This window comes from Pseudomonas paraeruginosa PA7 (assembly GCF_000017205.1).
Classification (GTDB): Bacteria; Pseudomonadota; Gammaproteobacteria; order Pseudomonadales; family Pseudomonadaceae; genus Pseudomonas; species Pseudomonas paraeruginosa.
Window position 1 is genome coordinate 2,511,461 of the sequence record NC_009656.1, and the last position, 23,266, is coordinate 2,534,726.

Here is a 23,266-nt window from a genome sequence, read left to right on the forward strand (position 1 = left end):
AACTTCCAGCCTAGTCCAGCGGGCGAGACGGCCCTAGACCTATTTGTCATTACGGGGCGTGACCTCAGGCCGGTAGCATCCATCTTTACCAGGCGATGCCGTGCATCGGGCTGCGAGCCCGGTCACCGTTCGTCGCGCCGTGTCGAAAAAGAAACCGGAAGGGTTGCGTGCATGAGTGGCGAACTCGCCTCGTTCGAGGTGGATGGGTATCAACTGGTCTATCAGGACCTGGGCGAGGGCACGCCGGTGCTGCTGGTCCACGGTTCGCTGTGCGACTACCGCTACTGGCAATGGCAGTTGCGCAGCCTCGGCGAGCGCCACCGGCTGATCGTGCCGAGCCTGCGTCACTACTACCCCGAGCGCTGGGACGGGCAGGGCGCGGACTTCACCAGCGCCCGCCACGTCGCCGACCTGCTGGCGCTGGTCGAGCGGCTCGGCGAGCCGGTACACCTGCTCGGCCATTCCCGTGGCGGCAACCTGGCATTGCGCCTGGCGCTGGCCGCGCCGGACGCCCTGCGTTCGCTGAGCCTGGCCGATCCCGGCGGCGACTATGCCGCCGAGGTCTACGCCCACGCCGGCCTGGCTGCTCCCGAGGAGCCGTTGGAGCGTAATCGGTTCCGTCGCCAGGCGCTCGAACTGATTCGTGGCGGCGAGGCGGAGCGGGGGCTGGAGCTGTTCGTCGATACGGTGAGCGGCGCCGGGGTATGGAAACGCTCGTCGGCGACGTTCCGCCGAATGACCCTGGACAACGCCATGACCCTGGTCGGGCAGGTGGCCGACCAGCCGCCGGCGCTGCGCCTGCCGGAGTTGCGCTCGATCGACCTGCCGACCCTGATCCTCAACGGCGAACGCAGTCCGCAACCCTTCCCGACCACCGCCGAGGCGCTGGCGGCGGCCCTGCCGCGCGCCGAGCTGCAACGCATCCAGGGCGCTTCCCACGGCCTCAACGCCACCCGTCCGGCGGCGTTCAACCGCGCCGTGCAGGAATTCCTCGCGCGGGTCGAGGGCGGCGCCGCGCGCTGAAGCGCAATGTGCCGCACTGACCGCTCGTCAGCTCGTCGCGGATGCTTTACCATGGTGACTTCGCGCCGGATCAGCTCCGGCGTTTTTCGTCTGTATCCATTCCCAGTGATCTCCGTCCGCGCGCTTCGGCGCAGGGGTGCCGCAAGGCGCCTGCCACTGTGAGGCAGGCCGGCCCGGCGGGCGACGCTTACTGGCACATCCCAACCCACGTGGCCTTTGGTAGGGGTCACCACTAGGAGAGGAGGCGCCATGCCCATCATTACTCTTCCCGACGGCAGTCAACGTTCCTTCGATCACCCGGTCTCCGTGGCCGAGGTGGCCCAATCCATCGGCGCGGGCCTGGCCAAGGCGACCCTCGCCGGCAAGGTCGACGGCCGCCTGGTCGACGCCTGCGACACCATCGAGCGCGACGCGACCCTGCAGATCATCACGCCCAAGGACGAGGAAGGACTGGAGATCATCCGCCACTCCTGCGCCCATCTGGTCGGCCATGCGGTCAAGCAACTCTATCCGACCGCGAAGATGGTCATCGGCCCGGTGATCGAGGAAGGCTTCTACTACGACATCTTCTTCGAGCGCCCCTTCACCCCCGAGGACATGGCGGCGATCCAGCAGCGCATGCGTGAGCTGATCGACAAGGACTACGACGTGATCAAGAAGATGACCCCGCGCGCCGAGGTCATCGAACTGTTCAAGTCCCGTGGCGAAGACTACAAGCTGCGCCTGATCGACGACATGCCGGACGAGAAGGCCATGGGCCTGTACTTCCATGAGGAGTACGTGGACATGTGCCGCGGCCCGCACGTGCCGAACACCCGCTTCCTCAAGGCGTTCCAGCTGACCAAGATTTCCGGCGCCTACTGGCGCGGCGACTCGAAGAACGAGCAGCTGCAACGTATCTATGGCACCGCCTGGGCCGACAAGAAGCAACTGGCGGCCTACATCCAGCGCATCGAAGAGGCCGAGAAGCGCGACCATCGCCGCATCGGCAAGCAGCTCGACCTGTTCCACCTGCAGGAAGAAGCGCCGGGCATGGTGTTCTGGCACCCGAACGGCTGGAGCGTCTATCAGGTGCTCGAGCAGTACATGCGCAAGGTCCAGCGTGACCATGGCTACGTCGAAGTGCGTACCCCGCAGGTGGTCGACCGCATCCTCTGGGAGCGTTCGGGCCACTGGTCGAACTACGCCGAGAACATGTTCACCACCGCGTCGGAAAGCCGCGACTACGCGGTCAAGCCGATGAACTGCCCGTGCCACGTGCAGATCTTCAACCAGGGCCTGAAGTCCTACCGCGACCTGCCGCTGCGCCTCGCCGAGTTCGGCGCCTGCCACCGCAACGAGCCGTCCGGCGCGCTGCACGGGATCATGCGCGTACGCGGCTTCACCCAGGACGACGCGCATATCTTCTGCACCGAAGAGCAGGTGAAGAAGGAAGCGGCCGATTTCATCAAGCTGACCTTGCAGGTCTACCGCGACTTCGGCTTCACCGATATCGCCATGAAGCTGTCGACCCGTCCGGCCAAGCGCGTCGGTTCCGACGAGCTGTGGGATCGCGCCGAAGGCGCGCTGGCCGATGCGCTGAACGAGTCCGGCCTGGCCTGGGAATACCAGCCGGGCGAGGGCGCGTTCTACGGGCCGAAGATCGAGTTCACCCTGAAGGACTGCCTCGGCCGCAACTGGCAGTGCGGCACCCTGCAATACGACCCGAACCTGCCGGAGCGCCTGGACGCCAGCTACATCGCCGAGGACAACAACCGCAAGCGCCCGGTGATGCTGCACCGCGCGATCCTCGGGTCGTTCGAGCGCTTCATCGGCATGCTCATCGAACACTACGCCGGGGCCTTCCCGGCCTGGCTGGCGCCGACCCAGGCGGTGGTGATGAACATCACCGACAAGCAGGCCGATTTCGCCGCCGAGGTGGTGCGGATCCTCGGGGAAAGCGGATTCCGTGCCAAGTCCGACTTGAGAAACGAGAAGATCGGCTTTAAAATCCGCGAGCATACTTTGCTCAAGGTTCCCTATCTCTTGGTTATTGGAGATCGGGAAGTTGAATCGAAGGCCGTCGCGGTGCGTACGCGCGAAGGGGAAGACCTGGGCTCCATGCCCGTCACCCAGTTCGCTGAGCTGTTGGCACAGGCGGTTTCCCGGCGTGGTCGCCAAGACTCGGAGTAATCATTATTAAGCGTGAAATGAGACAGGATAAGCGAGCTCAACCGAAACCCCCGATCAACGAGAACATCTCGGCTCGTGAGGTACGGTTGATTGGAGCTGATGGCCAGCAGGTTGGTGTTGTTTCGATCGATGAGGCGATCCGCCTAGCCGAAGAGGCGAAGCTGGACCTGGTTGAGATTTCGGCCGACGCGGTGCCTCCTGTCTGCCGCATCATGGACTACGGCAAGCACCTGTTCGAGAAGAAGAAGCAGGCTGCGGTCGCCAAGAAGAACCAGAAGCAGGCTCAGGTCAAAGAAATCAAGTTTCGTCCAGGGACGGAAGAAGGGGATTACCAGGTAAAACTACGCAACCTGGTACGTTTCCTTAGCGATGGGGACAAGGCCAAGGTATCCCTGCGATTCCGCGGTCGTGAGATGGCCCACCAGGAACTGGGGATGGAGCTGTTGAAGCGGGTCGAAGCCGACCTCGTGGAATACGGCACCGTCGAGCAGCATCCTAAGCTGGAAGGACGCCAGCTGATGATGGTCATCGCTCCCAAGAAGAAAAAGTAACCACCAGGGCACTGGCAGGCCTTGCGGTTATGCGTAATCACTCAATGCGGAGTATCCGAACATGCCAAAGATGAAGACCAAAAGTGGCGCGGCCAAGCGCTTCAAGAAGACTGCTGGTGGCCTCAAGCACAAGCATGCCTTCAAGAGCCACATCCTGACCAAGATGACCACCAAGCGTAAGCGTCAACTGCGCGGCACCTCGATGCTGAACAAGTCTGACGTTGCGCGCGTAGAACGCTCCCTGCGTCTGCGCTGATTATTAAGGTAGAGGATTAATTCATGGCTCGTGTTAAGCGTGGCGTTATCGCCCGTCGTCGTCACAAGAAAATTCTGAAGCTCGCCAAGGGCTACTACGGTGCACGCTCGCGCGTGTTCCGCGTTGCCAAGCAGGCGGTGATCAAGGCTGGCCAATACGCCTACCGTGACCGCCGTCAGCGCAAGCGTCAGTTCCGCGCACTGTGGATCGCCCGTATCAACGCTGGTGCTCGTCAGAACGGTCTGTCCTACAGCCGCCTGATCGCCGGCCTGAAAAAGGCGGCCATCGAGATCGACCGTAAGGTCCTGGCCGATCTGGCAGTGAACGAAAAAGCGGCGTTTACCGCGATTGTCGAGAAAGCGAAGGCAAGCTTGGCTTAAGCCCTACGACAATCACCGGACCTCGGTCCGGACGTAACGTCACCGATAGGGGAAGAGCCTTACCGCTCTTCCCCTATTTTGTATCTGGAGTCCATACATGGAAAACCTGGATGCGCTGGTCTCTCAAGCATTGGAGGCTGTGCGACACACCGAAGACGTCAATGCCCTGGAGCAGATCCGGGTTCACTACCTCGGCAAGAAAGGCGAACTGACCCAGGTGATGAAGACCCTGGGCGACCTGCCGGCCGAAGAGCGGCCGAAGGTCGGCGCGCTGATCAACGTGGCCAAGGAAAAGGTCCAGGATGCGCTGAACGTGCGTAAGACCGAGCTGGAAGGGGCCGCGCTGGCCGCCCGGCTGGCCGCGGAGCGCATCGATGTCACCCTGCCTGGTCGCGGCCAGCCGAGCGGCGGCCTGCATCCGGTCACCCGCACGCTGGAGCGCATCGAGCAGTGCTTCAGCCGCATCGGCTACGAAGTCGCCGAAGGCCCGGAAGTCGAGGACGACTACCACAACTTCGAAGCGCTCAACATCCCGGGTCACCACCCGGCGCGTGCCATGCACGACACTTTCTATTTCAATGCGAACATGCTGCTGCGTACCCACACCTCGCCGGTGCAGGTGCGGACCATGGAGTCCCAGCAGCCGCCGATCCGCATTGTCTGCCCGGGGCGCGTCTACCGCTGCGACTCCGACCTGACCCACTCGCCGATGTTCCACCAGGTGGAAGGCCTGCTGGTGGACGAGGGCGTCAGCTTCGCCGACCTCAAGGGCACCATCGAGGAATTCCTCCGCGCCTTCTTCGAGAAGCAGCTCGAAGTGCGCTTCCGTCCGTCCTTCTTCCCCTTCACCGAGCCGTCGGCCGAAGTGGACATCCAGTGCGTGATCTGCAGCGGCAACGGCTGCCGCGTGTGCAAGCAGACCGGCTGGCTGGAAGTCATGGGTTGCGGCATGGTGCACCCGAACGTGCTGCGCATGTCCAACATCGATCCCGAGAAATTCCAGGGCTTCGCCTTCGGCATGGGCGCCGAGCGCCTGGCCATGCTGCGCTACGGGGTGAACGACCTGCGTCTGTTCTTCGATAACGATCTGCGCTTCCTCGGACAATTCCGCTAGGCCAGAACGCAACCGGATTCCTTAGGAGAACAGGATGAAATTCAGTGAAAAGTGGCTGCGGAGCTGGGCAAATCCGCAGGTTTCCCATGACGAGCTGGTCGCTCGCCTGTCCATGGTCGGCCTCGAGGTCGACGCCGACCTGCCGGTCGCCGGCGCCTTCAGCGGCGTGGTGGTCGGCGAGGTGCTCTCGACCGAACAGCATCCGGACGCCGACAAGCTGCGCGTCTGCCAGGTCAGCAACGGCAGCGAGACCTTCCAGGTCGTCTGCGGCGCGCCCAACGTGCGCGCGGGCCTGAAGATTCCCTTCGCCATGATCGGCGCCGAACTGCCGGGCGACTTCAAGATCAAGAAAGCCAAGCTGCGTGGCGTCGAGTCCTTCGGCATGCTCTGCTCGGCCAAGGAATTGCAGATCAGCGAAGAGAACGCCGGTCTGCTCGAGCTGCCGGCCGACGCGCCGGTCGGCCAGGACGTCCGCACCTACCTGGAGCTGGACGACTACACCATCGAGGTCGGCCTGACCCCGAACCGCGGTGACTGCCTGTCGCTCGCCGGCCTGGCCCGCGAAGTCAGCGCCATCTACGACGTACCGCTGGCGCCGGTGGCGGTGGATGCGGTCGCCGCGCAGCACGACGAGACCCGTCCGGTCGAACTCGACGCGCCGGCCGCCTGCCCGCGCTATCTCGGACGGGTGATCCGCAACGTCGACCTGAGCCGGCCGACCCCGTTGTGGATGGTCGAGCGCCTGCGCCGTTCCGACATTCGCAGTATCGACCCGGTGGTCGACGTCACCAACTACGTGATGATCGAACTGGGCCAGCCGATGCATGCCTTCGACCTTGCCGAGATCAACGGCGGCGTGCGCGTGCGCATGGCCGAGGACGGCGAGAAGCTGGTCCTGCTCGACGGCCAGGAAATCACCCTGCGCGCCGACACCCTGGTGATCGCCGACCACCAGCGCGCCCTGGCCATCGCCGGGGTGATGGGCGGCGAGCACAGCGGCGTCAGCGACAGCACCCGCGACCTGTTCCTCGAAGCCGCGTTCTTCGACACCATCGCCCTGGCCGGCAAGGCCCGCTCCTATGGCCTGCACACCGACTCCTCGCATCGCTTCGAGCGCGGCGTCGACAGCCAGTTGGCGCGCAAGGCCATGGAGCGCGCGACGCGCCTGATCCTCGACATCGTCGGCGGTGAACCGGGGCCGATCGTCGAGCAGGTCAGCGAAGCGCACCTGCCGAAGGTCGCGCCGATCACCCTGCGCGCCGAGCGCGTGACCCAGATGCTCGGCATGCCGCTGGACGCCGCCGAGATCGTGCGCCTGCTGCAAGCCCTGGAGCTGACGGTGGTAGCCGATGGGGAAGGGCAGTGGTCGGTCGGCGTACCGAGCCATCGCTTCGACATTTCCCTGGAAGTCGACCTGATCGAGGAACTGGCCCGTCTCTACGGATACAATCGCCTGCCGGTGCGCTACCCGCAGGCGCGCCTGGCGCCGAACAACAAGCCGGAAGCGCGCGCCGCGCTGCCGCTGCTGCGGCGCCTGCTGGTCGCCCGCGGCTACCAGGAAGCGATCACCTTCAGCTTCATCGATCCGGCCCTGTTCGAACTGTTCGATCCGGGCACCCAGCCGCTGACCCTGGCCAACCCGATCTCCGCCGACATGGCGGCGATGCGTTCCAGCCTCTGGCCGGGCCTGGTCAAGGCGCTGCAGCACAACCTCAACCGCCAGCAGTCGCGGGTCCGCCTGTTCGAAAGCGGCCTGCGCTTCGTCGGTCAACTGGAAGGCCTGAAGCAGGAAGCCATGCTCGCCGGCGCCATCTGCGGCAAGCGCCTGCCGGAAGGCTGGGCCAACGGCCGTGACGGCGTGGACTTCTTCGACGCCAAGGCCGATGTCGAGGCAGTGCTGGCCAGTGCCGGCGCCCTCGGCGACTTCAGCTTCGTGCCCGGCGAGCACCCGGCGCTGCACCCGGGGCAGACCGCGCGCATCGAGCGGGACGGGCGGCTGGTCGGCTACCTGGGCGCGCTGCATCCGGAATTGGCGAAGAAACTCGACCTCGAGCAGCCGGTGTTCCTCTTCGAGCTGCTGCTGGCCGAAGTGGTCGACGGCCACCTGCCGAAGTTCCGCGAGCTGTCGCGCTTCCCCGAAGTGCGCCGCGACCTGGCGCTGCTGGTGGACCAGGACGTGCCGGCACAAGACATCCTGACACAAATCCGTGCGGCGGCCGGCGAATGGCTGACGGACCTCAGGCTGTTTGATGTGTATCACGGTAAAGGCATTGATCCGCATAGAAAAAGCCTTGCCGTCGGCTTGACCTGGCAGCATCCATCGCGCACTCTTAATGACGATGAAGTCAATAGCACGACGCAGAACATCGTCACGTCGTTGAAAGAAAGGTTCAATGCCACGTTAAGGAAATAGCGTATGGGGGCTCTGACGAAAGCTGAAATTGCGGAACGTCTGTACGAAGAGCTGGGCCTGAACAAGCGGGAAGCCAAGGAGTTGGTGGAGCTGTTCTTCGAAGAGATCCGCCAGGCGCTGGAGCACAACGAGCAGGTCAAGCTGTCCGGTTTCGGCAACTTCGACCTGCGCGACAAGCGCCAGCGCCCCGGCCGCAACCCGAAGACCGGCGAAGAAATCCCGATCACGGCCCGCCGCGTTGTCACCTTTCGTCCAGGGCAGAAACTGAAGGCCAGGGTTGAGGCATATGCTGGAACCAAGTCATAACGACGAGCTGCCACCGATTCCCGGCAAGCGCTACTTCACCATCGGCGAAGTCAGCGACTTGTGCGCGGTCAAGCCCCACGTGCTGCGCTACTGGGAGCAGGAGTTCCCGCAGCTCAACCCGGTGAAGCGCCGCGGAAACCGCCGCTATTATCAGCGTCAGGACGTGCTGATGATCCGCCAGATCCGCGCGCTCCTCTACGACCAGGGCTTCACCATCGGCGGGGCGCGCCAGCGCCTCTCCGGCGACGAGGCCAAGGACGACGTCACCCAGTACAAGCAGCTCATCCGCCAGATGATCGCCGAGCTGGAAGAAGTCCTGCTGGTCCTGAAGAAGTGACGGAAGCAAAAAAAACTTCCACTTATCAGAAGCTTAGTATATAGTGCGGCTCACTTCGGAAGCACAGCCACTGAGCTTGGAAGTAGAGTCGGGGCGTAGCGCAGCCTGGTAGCGCACTTGCATGGGGTGCAAGGGGTCGAGTGTTCGAATCACTCCGTCCCGACCAAAAAATCCTAGAAAATCCAGTCACTTAGCGGTGACTGGATTTTTTTATGGGCGGGTCTTTTGTGATGCTTTCAAAGTTTGCCCCACTTTTTACCCTGACCTGCCCCCCGATTTCAGTACCACGTCAAACTTAATAGAGTCCGTTTTCCGAGCAGGAGACGGCAGTGAAAAAGCGTTTTACCGAAGAGCAGATTCTCGACTTCCTCAAGCAGGCGGAGGCCGGTGTGCCGGTGAAGGAACTGTGTCGCCGACACGGCTTCAGTGATGCCTCGTTCTACACCTGGCGGGCCAAGTTTGGCGGTATGACCGTGGCGGACGCCAAACGGTTGAAGGATCTTGAACTGGAAAACAGCCGATTGAAGAAGTTGCTCGCCGAGGCCCACCTCGACATCGAGTCGCTGGAAGTGGTCGCCCGGGGAAAAGGGTAAGCCCGACAGCACGGCGGGAGGCGGTGCAGGAGATGCAGGCGCAAACCGGCATCTCCGAGCGTCGTGCCTGTCAGTTGATCGGGCTGTCCCGCTCGGTGTTGCGCTACCAGCCGCGAGCCAGTGTGCAAAACACCGAGCTGCAAGCCCAACTGGTGGAGCTGGCCCAAGAGCGCCGGCGCTTTGGCTATCGCCGCCTGCACATCCTGCTGCGGCGTGCTGGCGTGCAGGTCAACCACAAGCGGATCTATCGCCTGTACCGCGCTGCCGGCTTGATGGTGAAACGGCGGCGCCGCCGCCATGGCGTCGCGGTGGAGCGCGAACGTCTGAGTTTGCCGAGCGCATCAAATCAGGTCTGGTCGATGGACTTCGTCTTCGATGCACTGAGCACCGGGCGGCGGATCAAATGCCTGACGGTGGTCGATGACTTCACCAAGGAGTCGGTCGGCATCCTGGTGGGCGCTGGACGAGATGGCGCGGTTTCGCGGCTACCCGAAAGCGATCCGCACCGACCAGGGGCCCGAGTTCACCGGCAAGGCACTCGATCAATGGGCCTATCAGCGCGACATCAAGCTGAAGCTGATTCAGCCTGGTAAGCCCACGCAGAATGCCTTCATCGAGTCGTTCAACGGTAAGTTCCGGGACGAATGCCTCAATGAGCACTGGTTCTGTTCGCTGGCCGAAGCGAGAATCCGCATCGCGGCCTGGCGGCGGGATTACAACGAACACCGACCGCACAGCGCGATTGGCAATCTCACCCCGGCAGAATTTGCTGCAAGTTGGCGAACTCGCCAGCAGCAGCTGAAGCAGGAAAAATTAATATCAACCCCAGGGCCTACTAACTAGGCAGCGGTACTAAAACTGGGGACAGGTCATCGGGAGCGATACCTAGTCAGACGGAATAAGCTAGTGACCGTGGGATAGCTCAGGATCCCGGGCCATTAGCAGTGGATAGCTCGAATGGCTCGGAATATCAGAGGCGTTGTGGTGTATCAGGTTAGTCAGGATTGCTTTCTATCCAGAAGGGTGACTAGATCATTCATCTCGCGGAGGGTATCGATATGCTTGGCAAAACCTCTTCTTATATCAGGGAAGTCACTAATGTTGATTTCATCGCTTCCCCTCAGAACCCAGCCAGATGCCTCCTGAGCTTCAAATACATGGCCGAGTATGTTTCGCTTCCTCAAGACCTCCTTGTCGTAGTTGGCGCTGGATTTTCGTAGCTCCCGGAGGCGGTCTGATTGGTCCTCATCTAACCCAAAAATTTCTGCTCTATTGGTGGCTATTTGAGTTAGTCGACGGAAATGCTTGAACAGCTTTGTGCTATCCACTGCGAAAGTTGCTAGGCGATCTTCGATATCACCTTTGATCGCAGCAATATACTTTTCTTTCGTCTGTTCGATAAATCCAATGACATCGTCGTCAAGCTCATTTTTCTTTTCAGAGCACTCTGGGCTACGAGCTGCCATGGACAAGATGGCTTCTTTCATTATCACGTCGCATTCAGCAACTACCCTCATTGCCAGCCCTCTCATTCCCGAAAGCCGATTAAGGGATCGTGCTGTTTGATCTATGAGGGATCCGGCTCGCTCGATGAATCTCCGGCGCTCACTGCAGTAGACGCCTTCTATTTTCTTGGCCGCCATTTTCTGACGAAGCTCGCTTTCCTCAAGGCTTCCTGAGTAGAATAGTATTGTTGTGGAAGGAAATAGCTTGCGGACCGATGGGGCTATTTCGTCACCTTTTTCGTCCTGAAGCTTATAGTCAAGCAAAATAATATCGAAACAATGGTAGAGTTCATGGTTTTGGGCTAGCTCTTTTATCCCATTACTATTGGGAATAGTTTCTATGCGCGCCACAAAACCTGCGTCAAGTATGCGTCGACGAAGACTGTCCTCCTCTTCTTTGCTGTAAGAGTCTTCTATCCAGAGCACGCCAATGTCGAGATTCATTATTTATCCCCGGGAATTGTAATTTCAAAGTCTGCGCGACTTCCATCACCCACGAGTTCGATAGATCCGCCCATATCTTTTATTATCTGACTTACGCTATAGAGTCCTATGCCTGTGCCATTATCCGATCCGGTATATCCTCGCTCAAAGATTTTGGAGGGATCGACTTTCCTCTCGTCAATGCCTAGCCCATCATCGCTTACATGGATTTTTATATGGCTTTTTGTTTTCTTGATTACTTTGAACTCTAGTTTGCTGGCTTTGGCTTTTCGTGCGTTATCTAATAGGTTGTCGACAAGTACTGCGATATCGACGGGGGAGAAGTCTCTAATCAATGACTCTCCTGAATCATCGAAGGTAGCGCGAGGTACTCCCGACATTCCCGCTAGCCGAACGTCAAAGTATTCATCTAAGAACTGCACCAAATCACCATGGACTTTATCAGTCTGAAGATCTACCCGAATGTTGGGGGCGAATGATAGGACTGTGCTCAATCTGTCACCCGAAAGGGTCGCGCTGGCGATCGATGCGGATGCGCGTTTCGTTGATTGGCGTATGGACGCTAGTAAATCTTCTATATCGTCAGGGTTGTCCAGCCCCTCACTAGGCATTTGAGCGGTCGAGAGAACATTTCTAAGTTCATGGGCAGAGTTGGCAATTGCAGAGCGTATATGCCCTAAGTGGATAGTTGCCTGATGCATTAGCAGTTGAGTGCGCTCTATATCTACATCTTGACTACTACCCAAAAAGGCTGCCTGTTGCTCTAGCCTTGCGATATGAGCATCCGCGCGATTCCGGTCTTCTATTGCGCGCTGCGCAATTTCTCGTGCTTCCTCTCTAGACGCTCTTAGCTCGACGATTCTCTTTTTAGCTTCTTCAATTTGAGCGCGGAGAGAGGTATCGCCCTGATTCTCTGCCACTTCTGACATCGTTTTGAGCACTTCGTCCGTGATCTGGTCTGGGTCTTCCGAGACTTGGAGAATCTCTTTGTCGTAGTAAAGGATTTCGATATCCTTTGATCTCGCGAGTGCTCCAATAACGTTTAGAATTCTTTCTCGTGACTCATCCGTTTCTAAACGCTCAGGGGTGTCTTTATTCTGGTCTGTTTTGTCTTGCCAGTTGACGCCCACAACGTAGCGTTCCAGTCGAAAAATCATGTGTCGGCGTATTGCTTCGTATAATGCGCGGCTGCATGCATCTTCTACTAGACCTGCGTCTCTGCTCGAAACTTCGCGGAACATTTTGGGGCGAGCTATAACATCGATGCGCCCTATTATGTCTCGCGTACCTAGATAGCGCGATTGTCCCTGTTGCTTTCTGCGGTTCAGTCCCAGCGTGTCATCGTTTTCTTCCCCGATAGGATAAATTCGGAATTTGTTCAGAAAAAGAAACACGCTCCCGAATTCGATAGGTCTAACGCCCATGCGAAGGGTGAAGTTTTGCTTTGCTGCTCTATTGAGATAATAAATTTCGCCTGTGATTCGGCTTTCATTGAGCTCGTTGTATGGGGAGGGTTCCTTTATTGAGTATATTTTTCTTCCGCGGTCAATCAGAGTGCTCTCGATGGTTGAGTTCTCGATCGAGACTACGATACGACTAGTCTTTTCTTGCAGGAGCTCTGCAATCTCGTTTCCGATAGGGCCATCAACGTTTTCAATGATCTTGTCGGAATAATCTATTAGCCAGGTGGATACAGAAACATGAGTGGTAGTGCCGAATGGGTCGATTAGCTTGGCAAGATCTCTCCGAAGTCTGCTAATTCTTTCTTCGTCCCAGTGGTGTCGTGTGTTTTTTATTAAAAGTACTGTGCCATGGGGGGATGGCGCTCCGACATTGTAGGTTATAGGGAAGGACTCTGCCTTTTCTAAGCTAACAGGGATGTTCTGAAACTCTTCGGTGCTATCTCTCTCAAATTCTGTCCAGTCTATTTTTAGTTTGGAAATAGACTTTTCAGCCTCTGTTAAGCTATATAACTCAAGCTTTTCTCCTAAGGTGTCGCACGCGAACCGGCCGATACCCTTGCTTCCTGCAAACTGACCCGCTGGCTTGATCTTATCTCGGTAGGTCCCTGATTCAGCCATGGCCTTCTCGGAATAGGCGACAAAGAGCCATTTTTTTGTAATGTCATCTCGTGACATTCCATGGCCGTTGTCTATTATGGCTATTTGTTGTTCTTCAGGGTCAAACTCGATATCTACTTTTGTTGCGCCAGCATCAAAAGAATTTTTTACAAGCTCGAAAATGGCAACGAACTGGTTCGTTACCAAATCTCGACCAATTATATCCTTTAAGTGCGAGCTGATTCGAAACACATCCTCGGTCATTTGCTGTTCGTCCTGTTCTACTGCCTATGCCTGTAAAGGAGGTCATCGGTACGAGATCGCTTGGGGTAAGCTTTCTATATAGGCTTCGAGTGGCTGCTTGGGGGTTACTACCGCACTGCACATGGTAAAAGCTCCAATCTAGTATTGTGTCGACTAAGCTTCAGTCAATACTCAATGTCTTTCCCTGATCGAGTTGGCGAATCATCTCATGTAGTCGTTTGCTAGTTGCCTGCGCTTTCTTGGCAGATACCAGTTCGCACTCCCATACGACAAATACAGTCCACCCCAGAGCCTGCAGGTCTACAACTACTTGTGCATCACGGACTACATTTTTCTCAAACTTCTCCAGCCAAAACGGCGTGTTGCTCTTGGGTATCGTAGCAATCTTACAACCAGCATGGCGGTGCCAGAAGCAGCCATGGACGAAGACCACGACCTTGTAGCGTGGGAATACTAGGTCCGGCTTACCGGGTAGCCCCGCACCATGCAGTCGGTATCGAAGGCCAAGCTTATGGAGGGCCTTACGTAGGGCAAGTTCTGGCTGGGTGTCCTTGCCCCTTATACGCGACATCCTTTCCGAGCGCTCCGTGGGAGAGAGAAAATCAGCCATCTTTTGGGCTCTCAGCTAGGCTCTTTTTGGCAGAGCCTAATGATGTTCGGGATTAGTTGACTAGTTCGAAGAAGGGTAGTCCCCGTATGACCTCTCCAGCCACATCGAATGACTTATAGAGGCAATGATGGTTGGGAAGGGTTTTCACTCGCTCTGATAGCTCTGCCAGATCCGAAGTGAAACCGAGTACTCCAAGTTCTGCGGGTGTTACGTTCGGGACCTTGTGGATGAACCAGGTCAGCAGTGGCTCCCGGTAGTCAGTTGCCCCGGTCTTGAAGTGCCGTAGGTACTGCGAGGCTAGGATGACCCCCGTACCGAACTCGCGGCCCTGCAGTAGCAACTTGCGGAGCACGTCGAATTCATAACGCATGATGTTGTCCGCCTCGTCTACCAACAAGTACGAGTCGATGGCCCGGAGCTGCGGGGACGTACCAACGAAGGGGCGCTTCGGCGTGCGGAGCATGTTCTCGTAGAACATGTTCAGCATGGTGGCGACGAGCATGTTCTTGCTCCGATCGTCCTGCCCCATGGAGTCCAGGGAGATCACCACGACGCCATCAAGGAACTCGTCGAATGGCTTCGTTTCCCCTGTGCGCGCGAAGACTTCCATGTCAACGAGGTCGTCGATGATGGCCATCGGCGAGTCTGACTTCCCGGCGAGTAGCTCGCGGTACTCTGCGTGGATGTCGTAGATTGTTGGTTGTCGGTCTTGCGCACCGGCTGTCTCGTAGGCATTGCGAACTGCACCCTTGAGCTTGTCCCGTTGAACGGGACCAATGCCTGAATACACCTTGTCCAGGACATCGGCGAAGAAGCGGAACCTGTCCAGCCATGGAGCGGAGGACTCTCCCATCCCCGTCGTGTCGAAGAGGTTCAGGGGCAGGCGATAGGGCTTCACCACCCTGGCGCCTGTGGCTTCGACAAAATCCTGGCTGCTGTAGTCTCGCTTGTAGTCGAAGATCAGGAACCTAGGCGTGATCCCGCGGTTTGCCTCGCGCGCCCTGGATATCTGCAGGATCAACGACTTGAGGAATTGGGTCTTGCCTGTCCCGAGGTCGCCAACGACGCCGATGTTCAACTGGTTGAGTCGAGTGTCAGATATGTTCAGCAAGAGTGGTCGGGGCTCGAAGCCATCGACGGTCTTGCCAACGGACAAGACGATCCCCGTGCCTGGCTCGTCGGTCGGAGCAGCAGGGTTTGGTTCCGGCTCCTCAACACCAGGGGAGGGCTCCTCGACCAGCCCGGCGAAGGGCTCGGGGATATCCTCCGCTGGAGCTATCGTTGGCTCGCCCATCTGGCCGTTGTCCGGGGGAGTGCTTTCGGCCTGCACGAGTGGGGCGCCAACTGCACCTGCCCGGGAAGGCAGCAGTCCCCAATCGCCCACCTTCGCACGCGCGGAGTCGTAGAACGACTGCGCGTCATTTCCGGCAATGATGCGGCCTGCATCCAGGCTGGAGATGACGATGGTCTCTGCGTATTTGTCGCCATCACGGTCGTGCGGGCCGCTCTGGGTCGATGCATCGACCACGATCAGTCGTCCCCTCGCATCGATGCTGATCGATGGGGCGGGGCTGAGGATGGCTGCCGCGATACGCTCATGATAGCTCGCCCACCGCCCGGCTTGCCCTTCTACTGCTTGGTGCTGGCTGTAGACACGCAGACCAAAGCCGATCATGGAAAGTAGCAAGTGCTGGAAGGCAAGTCGCCATGCCAGGGAGTTGCCTGCACGCTCCTCGATGGCGTGAAGCAGTACCGACAGGGCCTTGGCCTGGGAGAGCGCCTCGGCTGAGTCGCTAGCACTGAAGACAATTCCTTGCCGGCACTTGACCTCTATGGGGGTAAGGTGCAAATGGACCTTGTCGTCGCATGCTCGTACTCCGACGACAAGTAGGTCGGGTCGCGATAGGGATGTTTCCTTGCGCTCCTTGCCAAGGGAGCGGGCAAGGTCCGAAAGGTATCCCCGGAAAGGGTCTACGGGAATGATGATGGCTATCGTCGAGTCGTCAGGCGTACCTGCAAGGACAGGGAGCAGACTGTCCAGGTTGCCTGCCACGCGGAACTGGTCTTGGAGGAGCCGGACCGCGAGGAACAGCCCAAGGTCGCCTGTGGCCCCGGTGTCGTCCCCGGAAAGGCCGCGTACGGTGGGGATCCCCCTTCTTGCAACCTCGAGGAGGATCTGCTCGACCTGATCATCGTCTAGATCTTCACAGCCTGACAGGAGCTTCAGGACCCGCCGGAGCGCATCGCGATCAGCCTGCTTGACCTGCGACAAGAGGTAGTAGCCACTGGTATCACCTGCACGGTGGGAGTAGGAGGGCAGGTCGTAGTCCCATAGGTAGGTCCCCTGGATCCAGCCTCCCAGGAAGCAGGCGGGGTCGATTGCCGAGGAGGAGACTGCGACGAACCCGGCGCTGTTTTCCTCAAGCATGCTGGAGACCGCATGGACATTCGGGGAAAACTGCAAGCCGACCTTGCCGTCCCTCAGCTTTTCCAACATAAGCATGCATGCGGATACCTTGTCGGCGAATCGTTCGCCAGACAGTGGCATTTGCAGGCCTTGCCTGGACTCGCTCAGGAACGAGGCCTGTAGTTGGCGCCTGACTCGGTGTCTGATCAGGCCGCCAGTCCCCATCGGCGAGAGCATGCCGACTTCCTTGGACTCGGGTTGTGCCGAGTCCAACTGCGCGATGATGCCCAGATCAGGCTTGGCCCCGGCTGGTTGCTTGTCGTACCAGCGGACATGGTTATCGGTGTCTTCGGACAGGTTGGCGATTGTCGCCTGGTCCGGCCTTCCAGCCTGCCTGGTATCGAATACCTCTAGTATCCTCGCGCCGACACTGTGTCGAGGGATGTCCTGATCCCCGTTGCCGAATCGCTTTGTACACCAGTTGGCTAGGCCCTCGTTGCACGCATCGGTGGTTCCGCCCGCGCTGGACACCACCAGGCTGACAATGGACTTGGCCGCCAGCAAGTCCGTGACGTCATCGAGTGCGCGCGAGACCTGAGCCGGACTGAAGCCACTCGATATCCCGCCGACCGTAAGGCCAAAACTGCTGTCGAAGGGCGCCCGGCGGGCACGGTCGGGAATCTGGCCTAGACGAGATCCGTTCCAAAGCACGGACCAGTAGTCGGAGCTGCATTCGACCGAGAGGAAGTCCAGACTGTCTTCCCCATCGGGTGCCTGCAGGAACATGGTAAGCAGGTCTGGGACACAATCGGGGTCAAGGATACTGGCTGCAGGGCACGGACAGGCGGAGTCACCTTCAACCTCGTCCCGCAATACTTTCTGGGCAAGGCAGTGCCATGCAAGGCGCAACGGATGCAGGGGGGAAAGAATGATAGCGTCGGGGATCCTGTCCAGCGTGCGACCATCAGCTTCCAGCGAGCACACGACGATGGTATCCACCCAACAGGCAATGGATGGGTCTGCACTCACCCATGCCATGAATGAGTCTAGATAGCCTTCGACAAGGGAGCGGAACCCAGTATCGCCCGACAGCCAGGCGCCTAGCGACGCGGATTCGAGGAGTCCCGACTGGTCGTCACTGCCCCGTATGTAACGTGCGATCTCCTGGCGTGCCTCGATAAAGCCTCTTGGAGGCTGGAAGCGCGTGGCCTGGGGGCGGGGATCATGCAGGAAGCGGCCTTGCGAGAGTATGGGGCCATGGGGGGCGTCCCACTCGGGTGGTGCCCATCGGGACGCGTAGTCGTCCGCGATCACCAGCGGCCTGAAAGAGTTCGCCGCATTCTGTTCCTCCAGCATCCATGACTGCAAACTGGATGCGCGGGAGTTCCGGTCGAGATGGACCACAGTCTTGGTGTCGAATTTCTCGAGATGTCGGCGATTTAGTTTGATAAGCCGCTCGAACTCGCTACGGCAGCCTTCTTCCTTTGCCTCCTCGCAAGCCAGGTAGACCCTGCAAGCCGTGGGACCTTTCTCGCCAGCGAGCGTGAAGGTGATGTCCAACTGGTACTTTCCGTCGGCCTCGACTTCCAGCAGATACTCGTCTTCTCCAACTGGCCTCGCCTCGATCTCCTGCCTCTGTGCCTCGATCTCGGTGGCGTCGTCTGGCAGCCCTTCTACCTTCCCAATGCACGCTCCTGGAGACAGGTGGATGCGCAGTTCATAGCGACCGGATCCTGGTAGCGATAGGGCGGTCTCCCAGTCCAGGTCCGTGGACTTCTTGCGAGGTTTCTTCGGCGGTGAAAGCTTCGTCGCGAGCCTGCAGGTAACGAGTATTCCAGGCCGCCAGCTCATGAGGGAGATCACCCGGACACTTGCTGGCTTGCATCCATCTGCGATGACTTTGTATGCCATCGGAGCCCTGTGGGAGGGTGGAAACAGGTCGGATTGGAGAGTGGGGCCGCTACCGTTTGCTGGCAATGGCGTAGCCGCCTTGCCATAAGAGCCGCCCGTCAATTGGTACTCTTGCGGTTCGTAGCCTTCGCTAGTCGAGATAGCCAGCTCGACCTTGTCTCGTACCACTGCCGGCATTCCCTTTCCCATGGGAACAATGCCATTGGTGCACTGGATAGTTATTTCTCCAACGGTCTCGTCGGCTTCGTCGGCAAGCAGTTCAGTCCAGCATTCGGCTGTGAGGGTTGTCCACCAGGAGGGGGGGGGAGTCAATTCTGCATCCGCGCCGGGCAAGTAGAAGGCTTCGGTTGCGCGCTCGAAGGCAGTGGGTATGTCGCAATTCGATTGGAGGTGGACAAGGAAGTCGCGCAGGGCCTGTGCTACTTCTTGCGGGGCACTTTGTGCCATGCGCTCGATGCCAGTCTTGAAACCATCTGCGAGCTCGTCGGATATCCTCTCTAGTATGTAGGTCTGCGTCTTTGACGAGATCCTGCCGTCCTCCGTTGGGGGGAGGCCGCATGCCAGGGAGAGTGCTTGTCCTGCGGAAAGTCCGTGGGCCATGTTCGCAATCGAATAGAGACGCGACAGCAAGCGCCAGGCGGCGCGATGACCACCTTTGTCTGGGTCCACCTCGTCGACCGAACCGGCGGCGGCACGGATCAATGCCTTGGCATCTTCCCGCTGCGATGGATCTATACCTGCTACAAGCAATGCCTCGTTGACGGCTTGCTGGACAAAACCGTCCTCCCACCATTGCTCAAAGGAGGCATGGCCCGTACTCGTAGCGGTCCCCAGTCCGAACTCGTCGGTCGTGGACTCGATCGACAAATTGTTGTGCAGCCCTGGTGGGACCAAGGCGACGAAGCTGGGATTAACGGGGTCGTTGCGGACATCCAGCAGGTGGTCGTTGTCACACTTGCCAGACTGCCCGATCCGGGGCTTGGGTCCCTGCAACTGGTTAGCCGGGTACTGGAGCAGTACCGGCAGGGTTGCCATGCTACCGTCCAAGCTGCCCTGGACGTGGATTCCTCCATCCCGTGCCAATTCCTCGTAGGCCAGCTCGAGGATCTCGAGAGGCGGGCCACGGAAGATCAGCCGGTACTCGAGGTTGGCACCGCCGTACCCTTGCGTCGCCCCCAGGACCTTCTCATGGACAATTGTCGCGAGCCAGTGTGCAAGTTTATTCATGTTCGGGGCTCTGGATGGCTTGGCTTACGGGGAAAGGAGGCAACAGCAACATGCCGCTCTCGGCATCGGGGCTGTCGAGCACGAGGCCGAGCATTCTCAACTGGTGGCCTAGGTCGTTTCTGGCTATGTCATGTTTGTCCACGGCTATGCCGTAGGCCTCGAGGTGCTGTCCTAGTCGGTGGACTGAGCGAGGACCGCCCATTCCAGCAAGAGAACAGTGAACCAAGGCAAGCACGGCGACGGGGCCAAGAGAGACGATCCACGGGCTGGACGGGCTGCTGCCTTTCTTCTTCAGGATGTACCCCTGATCGTACCCCCTCAGCAGCGGGACCGCCGCCTGGCGCTGTCCAAGGACGTGCCGGGCGAACTCCAATAGATTGGAGCCAATCCCCTTCTTGCAACGAAGCGCACGACCCTCTTGCTCGCGTACGTCCGCAATTGTTTCCAGGGTCCCCAGGTTGGCAAGCGCGGCCTTGTGCATGCGTACATGCTGGCAAAGCCCGGCAATACCGGCACTCGAGGAAAGGTTTCCGCTGTAGGGGGCTCCTATTTGCTCTAGCGACCAAAGAAGGGCATTGGTCCCGAGCCGAGCATTGAGGTAACTGGAAACCTTGTCCTTGATGCCTTGGAGGGCCTTTCCTCCGTATGCCATGTACTGGGGGGCCTCAGGGAAGATAGCGTGCCTTGCTTCCCGCTCGCTGGAAGGGAGTGGCCCATCTGCAAGTGCGGCCGACAGGCTGGCCCAGATCCTAGCGTGGACATCGCACAGCCAGGTTACGTGGGATGCCGCCGCCAGGCGAAGTACTGCCTCCAGTAAACTGGTCCATTGCCGGCGGGTCATGGATCCCTTCGCCTGCATGATTGCATGCAAGTCCTTGGTAAAGCGCCGAGCAGGCAGGAATGGGACTTCCTGGAAGTCTGGTTTCTCCAGTATTGCGAATTCACTCTCTGGGATCGGGGACCAGTCCCAGTTACCTACCCCTGTGTTCCATGCCGATGTTTCTTGGTCGAGCCAACGGGCAAAGACATCGTCGTCGTCATTGACACTCAACGCAGCAAAAAGGCTTTTCCAAAGTTTCTGCGCAGAATCCCTGTCCTTGGAGCCCAGGCAGACCATGCGGCGGATCAAGCTACCGGCAGGCCAAGAGTTGCTGCTTAGTCGGGCAGACCCGGAGAAGAGTGCCGTTCCCGGCACGATGGGGGTGACCTGCAGGAACCGCTTGGAAGACTGGTTCGGGAGCTTGGGGCTCTCCAGGATTCCATGGAGGACGGTGTTCCAGGCCTCTACATTGACTACTGCCCCGCTAGGTGGAGACTGGCGCCGTTCGCGGAGCTTTTGGATGTTCTTATCCAGGTCGCGTCCGGCCTGCGGCACGCTTCCCTCGCTCGCTGAGGCATAGCCTATGGTCCGGTAGAGCGACGCGAGCAGGACCTCTGAACTTGCGTATTCCGGTGCTGGGCTAATTGCAAAGACTGAGTCCTGATAGCTGCCATGTGAGAACCGCCAGGGGGCCTGCTTGAACTCCGCGAGGCTCATACGTCCCTCTCCTTGTCTGCGACGAAGCCGCTCCACGAGTGCCCTACAACCGTGCCGTCTGCTCCAACGCGGATCCTGGCATCGTCGAGTAGCTCCTTGTCACGAACGATAGGGCCGGATAGACGAGCCTTTGTCGTATCGAGCAGTGCCACGACTGTACGTGGGAGGGAGGCAGGGGAGAGTCCCCTTTCGAGTTCCTTTACGGCCTTGAACAAGTCATAGGTCAGCGGAACGGGTTGGGCCGATCGGCCTTGGCCCACTTTTAGGTAGCAGATCGGTGGGCGAGGGCGTCCGGCAGTGTCCTGGGCAAACATCTTTACCGGGCTCTGCGGCACAACCAATGTCGCCTGTCGCTGTCGAGGAGGAAGCGGCTGGCCAAAAGTAGTTGTTAGCGATACCTCGAATTCCTTGCCCGTGTTCAGAAGTTCTTTTACCTGTCTGACCACCTCATAGAGGTGCTGGTGTTTGTCGCTGTCCTCGACGACCTGCTGGAAAGCTTGAAGGATCGAAAAGTCCGCCACGGCAGCTGTCCGGGTGCAAATGCTCCTGCGAACCAAGCGGCACGCAAAGTCGCGAAGGATATGTTGGACCCGGCTAGCAGCCGCGGGCTTCTTGCGCCGGACGATCGGCAGGGAAAGCATGGAATCTGCAACGGAAAGACGCTTGAGTATTTCCAGTTCGTTTGGTGAGAGCATCTGGTACTTGCGGATGAACTCGATACCGCCGGCAAGGGAGCGACTGAAGCGCATATCTAGGTCACCGAGCATGATCATGCTCCGGCCGCTCACAGCGACCTCGCTGTCCGGACTTGCGAAAGCGGGATCCAGCATGTTTACCAAACCTTCCAGCAAGGGGGCGATGGTCGCAGGAAGATAGTGGCCTTTGCGTTCCGCCAGGAAATGGGCAAGACCCATCAAGGTCCGAACTTCCTCCGTACCTAGCTCTTTCTCGAGTCCTAGCTCCTTGAGATCGGTGCGGAGGGAGCCAGCCGTGCTTCTGTCCCATCGGTGGAAGAGGGCGTGCTGGTAGCTCGATGTGGCCAGGTGGAAGATTGCGGTAAGCGACTGCTTGGTATGCCTTGAGGCCGAGTGGGCCTTTTGGTCCAGTTCGACAAGGTTTGCAGCCCATTGGCACGGGGTGGACTGGTGGGGATTCCCGGTGGGTGCATGGACTGCCGGATGGTGGCCAGCCAGCAAGTACGATGTCAGGGAGAAGAGGTCCCGGAAGCTCCATCTCTTGCCACTGGCTAGCTCATACCAGCGCAGTATCTGCAGAAGAGCTGTCCTGTGTTCGTCTCGTGAGAGTATTGCCTGGCTGGCGCAGAACGGGCATTTGTCGCCCGCAGGGCATGTTCCCTTTGCTGGCCACATATCCGATGCAGTGGCTTGTCCGATAAGTATCTCCGCGGGCGCCTTCGAGTCGTCGTCAGGCTCGACCAGAAGTGACTCTGCATCCATTGGCCACACTGCAACCGATGGAAAACCTTCGAGAGGCCAGCATGAAGGGGCATCGTGTGCCAGGCTAACGGCCCGGGTAATAGCCTCGAGCAGGGTGCACGCCTCGTCCAGATCGTTGTCTATTGCATGAATCAGGGCGTCATCAAGGACGCCGCGATTGACGCAGCAGAGATAAGCCTGGGAAGACGACTCGCTCAGAAGCTTGCTAAGTTCTTCTATTAGGAGGACTGGGGCGCTGCTTCCATCGTGTCCAGCCGTTGCGGAGGCATCCTGAACGATGTCCAGGCTCAGGTTGCTGGCAATACTGGCTAATTTCCCGGCGTCGGCTCTTGCTCTACGCGGTACTGCTAATCCAGCAGGGGGATGGAAGGACTGCGTGAGCTCGTCGATCAATCGGCCATCACAACCGAGGCTTTCATCTAGCCAGCGGATAGTGGACTCGATGGCCTCAGTCTTCCCGTTTCCAGGTCCCCCCACCAGTAGGATGATTTTTGGAGTGCTGGGATTACCGGTGGGGAGCTCGTTGGTCCAGGCTTGGAGTCGCGAGAGGAGGTTTGTACGTAGCAGTTGTTTGTTCGGCTGGCCGCTGTTCTTGTCGAGTAGTCGCTTCACTCCACCTGAGTGATGGCCGGCCCAGTCAACCAGTGCGGCAGGGTAGCGTGCGCCTTCGTGTTGGGAGCTCTCCATTCCCGTAGACTC

Annotated in this window: 15 protein-coding genes, 1 tRNA gene and 1 pseudogene; 11 read left to right on the forward strand and 6 right to left on the reverse strand. The window is 59.1% G+C overall.

Annotated features, from left to right (window positions below; genetic code table 11):
* Positions 1-171 precede the first annotated feature (171 nt).
* The 11 genes and pseudogenes from PSPA7_RS11985 to PSPA7_RS12040 all read left to right on the forward strand — a co-directional run bounded on the left by PSPA7_RS11985 (position 172) and on the right by PSPA7_RS12040 (position 9,988).
* Positions 172-1,023 (forward strand): alpha/beta fold hydrolase, encoded by an 852-nt coding sequence (locus PSPA7_RS11985; RefSeq protein WP_012075397.1) that lies wholly within the window; start codon positions 172-174, stop codon positions 1,021-1,023.
* 249 nt (positions 1,024-1,272) lie between these two features.
* A complete protein-coding gene (gene thrS / locus PSPA7_RS11990) occupies positions 1,273-3,195 on the forward strand; it encodes a threonine--tRNA ligase (RefSeq protein ID WP_003148871.1) in 1,923 nt (640 codons plus the stop codon).
* The gene (infC, locus tag PSPA7_RS11995; protein WP_170870637.1) at positions 3,195-3,746 is read left to right on the forward strand and encodes a translation initiation factor IF-3; all 552 of its coding nucleotides are present in this window, start codon (positions 3,195-3,197) and stop codon (positions 3,744-3,746) included. Before thrS ends, infC begins: the two co-directional genes overlap by 1 nt.
* Positions 3,747-3,807: 61 nt before the next feature.
* Complete coding sequence (gene rpmI / locus PSPA7_RS12000; RefSeq protein ID WP_003090673.1) at positions 3,808-4,002, forward strand: 50S ribosomal protein L35; 195 nt, start codon at positions 3,808-3,810, stop codon at positions 4,000-4,002.
* A 23-nt stretch (positions 4,003-4,025) separates the two neighbouring features.
* Entirely contained in the window at positions 4,026-4,382 is a 357-nt protein-coding gene (gene rplT, locus PSPA7_RS12005) for a 50S ribosomal protein L20 (protein WP_003099086.1), read from the forward strand.
* Positions 4,383-4,479: 97 nt separating this feature from the next.
* On the forward strand, positions 4,480-5,496 hold the full coding sequence (pheS, locus tag PSPA7_RS12010) for a phenylalanine--tRNA ligase subunit alpha (RefSeq protein WP_012075399.1): 1,017 nt from the start codon (positions 4,480-4,482) through the stop codon (positions 5,494-5,496).
* A 34-nt stretch (positions 5,497-5,530) separates the two neighbouring features.
* Positions 5,531-7,909 (forward strand): phenylalanine--tRNA ligase subunit beta, encoded by a 2,379-nt coding sequence (gene pheT / locus PSPA7_RS12015; protein ID WP_012075400.1) that lies wholly within the window; start codon positions 5,531-5,533, stop codon positions 7,907-7,909.
* Positions 7,910-7,912: 3 nt separating this feature from the next.
* On the forward strand, positions 7,913-8,215 hold the full coding sequence (gene ihfA / locus PSPA7_RS12020) for an integration host factor subunit alpha (RefSeq protein WP_003090661.1): 303 nt from the start codon (positions 7,913-7,915) through the stop codon (positions 8,213-8,215).
* Positions 8,196-8,552 (forward strand): MerR family transcriptional regulator, encoded by a 357-nt coding sequence (locus PSPA7_RS12025; RefSeq protein ID WP_003090655.1) that lies wholly within the window; start codon positions 8,196-8,198, stop codon positions 8,550-8,552. Before ihfA ends, PSPA7_RS12025 begins: the two co-directional genes overlap by 20 nt.
* Positions 8,553-8,641: 89 nt before the next feature.
* A tRNA-Pro gene (locus PSPA7_RS12030) sits at positions 8,642-8,718 on the forward strand.
* A 163-nt stretch (positions 8,719-8,881) separates the two neighbouring features.
* Positions 8,882-9,988: pseudogene (locus PSPA7_RS12040) on the forward strand (IS3 family transposase).
* A gap of 155 nt (positions 9,989-10,143) precedes the next feature.
* Here the strand turns inward: PSPA7_RS12040 and PSPA7_RS12045 are convergent.
* From PSPA7_RS12045 to PSPA7_RS12060, 6 genes are all read right to left on the reverse strand, one after another.
* Positions 10,144-11,094: a response regulator gene (locus PSPA7_RS12045; RefSeq protein ID WP_041025331.1), complete on the reverse strand. Its 951-nt coding sequence runs from the start codon at positions 11,092-11,094 to the stop codon at positions 10,144-10,146.
* Positions 11,094-13,418 (reverse strand): ATP-binding protein, encoded by a 2,325-nt coding sequence (locus PSPA7_RS30975; RefSeq protein WP_012075403.1) that lies wholly within the window; start codon positions 13,416-13,418, stop codon positions 11,094-11,096. The genes PSPA7_RS12045 and PSPA7_RS30975 overlap by 1 nt, the downstream gene beginning before the upstream one ends.
* A gap of 160 nt (positions 13,419-13,578) precedes the next feature.
* Positions 13,579-14,028: a very short patch repair endonuclease gene (locus tag PSPA7_RS30980; protein WP_012075404.1), complete on the reverse strand. Its 450-nt coding sequence runs from the start codon at positions 14,026-14,028 to the stop codon at positions 13,579-13,581.
* A 52-nt stretch (positions 14,029-14,080) separates the two neighbouring features.
* On the reverse strand, positions 14,081-19,573 hold the full coding sequence (locus PSPA7_RS12050; RefSeq protein WP_012075405.1) for a putative type IV secretion/conjugal transfer ATPase: 5,493 nt from the start codon (positions 19,571-19,573) through the stop codon (positions 14,081-14,083).
* Positions 19,566-21,110, reverse strand: coding sequence for a hypothetical protein (locus tag PSPA7_RS12055; protein WP_012075406.1), 1,545 nt, complete (start codon positions 21,108-21,110; stop codon positions 19,566-19,568). Before PSPA7_RS12055 ends, PSPA7_RS12050 begins: the two co-directional genes overlap by 8 nt.
* Positions 21,107-23,254: a DEAD/DEAH box helicase family protein gene (locus PSPA7_RS12060; protein ID WP_012075407.1), complete on the reverse strand. Its 2,148-nt coding sequence runs from the start codon at positions 23,252-23,254 to the stop codon at positions 21,107-21,109. Before PSPA7_RS12060 ends, PSPA7_RS12055 begins: the two co-directional genes overlap by 4 nt.
* Between the last annotated feature and the right edge of the window lie 12 nt (positions 23,255-23,266).

Excerpts from the sequence above, each read along its gene's own strand:
- PSPA7_RS11985 (WP_012075397.1), top strand. The coding sequence starts at position 172 with ATGAGTGGCGAACTCGCCTCGTTCGAGGTGGATGGGTATCAACTGGTC.
- thrS (WP_003148871.1), top strand. The coding sequence starts at position 1,273 with ATGCCCATCATTACTCTTCCCGACGGCAGTCAACGTTCCTTCGATCAC.
- rpmI (WP_003090673.1), top strand. The coding sequence starts at position 3,808 with ATGCCAAAGATGAAGACCAAAAGTGGCGCGGCCAAGCGCTTCAAGAAG.
- rplT (WP_003099086.1), top strand. The coding sequence starts at position 4,026 with ATGGCTCGTGTTAAGCGTGGCGTTATCGCCCGTCGTCGTCACAAGAAA.
- pheS (WP_012075399.1), top strand. The coding sequence starts at position 4,480 with ATGGAAAACCTGGATGCGCTGGTCTCTCAAGCATTGGAGGCTGTGCGA.
- pheT (WP_012075400.1), top strand. The coding sequence starts at position 5,531 with ATGAAATTCAGTGAAAAGTGGCTGCGGAGCTGGGCAAATCCGCAGGTT.
- ihfA (WP_003090661.1), top strand. The coding sequence starts at position 7,913 with ATGGGGGCTCTGACGAAAGCTGAAATTGCGGAACGTCTGTACGAAGAG.
- PSPA7_RS12025 (WP_003090655.1), top strand. The coding sequence starts at position 8,196 with ATGCTGGAACCAAGTCATAACGACGAGCTGCCACCGATTCCCGGCAAG.
- PSPA7_RS12045 (WP_041025331.1), bottom strand. The coding sequence starts at position 11,094 with ATGAATCTCGACATTGGCGTGCTCTGGATAGAAGACTCTTACAGCAAA.
- PSPA7_RS30975 (WP_012075403.1), bottom strand. The coding sequence starts at position 13,418 with ATGACCGAGGATGTGTTTCGAATCAGCTCGCACTTAAAGGATATAATT.
- PSPA7_RS30980 (WP_012075404.1), bottom strand. The coding sequence starts at position 14,028 with ATGGCTGATTTTCTCTCTCCCACGGAGCGCTCGGAAAGGATGTCGCGT.
- PSPA7_RS12050 (WP_012075405.1), bottom strand. The coding sequence starts at position 19,573 with ATGAATAAACTTGCACACTGGCTCGCGACAATTGTCCATGAGAAGGTC.
- PSPA7_RS12055 (WP_012075406.1), bottom strand. The coding sequence starts at position 21,110 with ATGAGCCTCGCGGAGTTCAAGCAGGCCCCCTGGCGGTTCTCACATGGC.
- PSPA7_RS12060 (WP_012075407.1), bottom strand. The coding sequence starts at position 23,254 with ATGGAGAGCTCCCAACACGAAGGCGCACGCTACCCTGCCGCACTGGTT.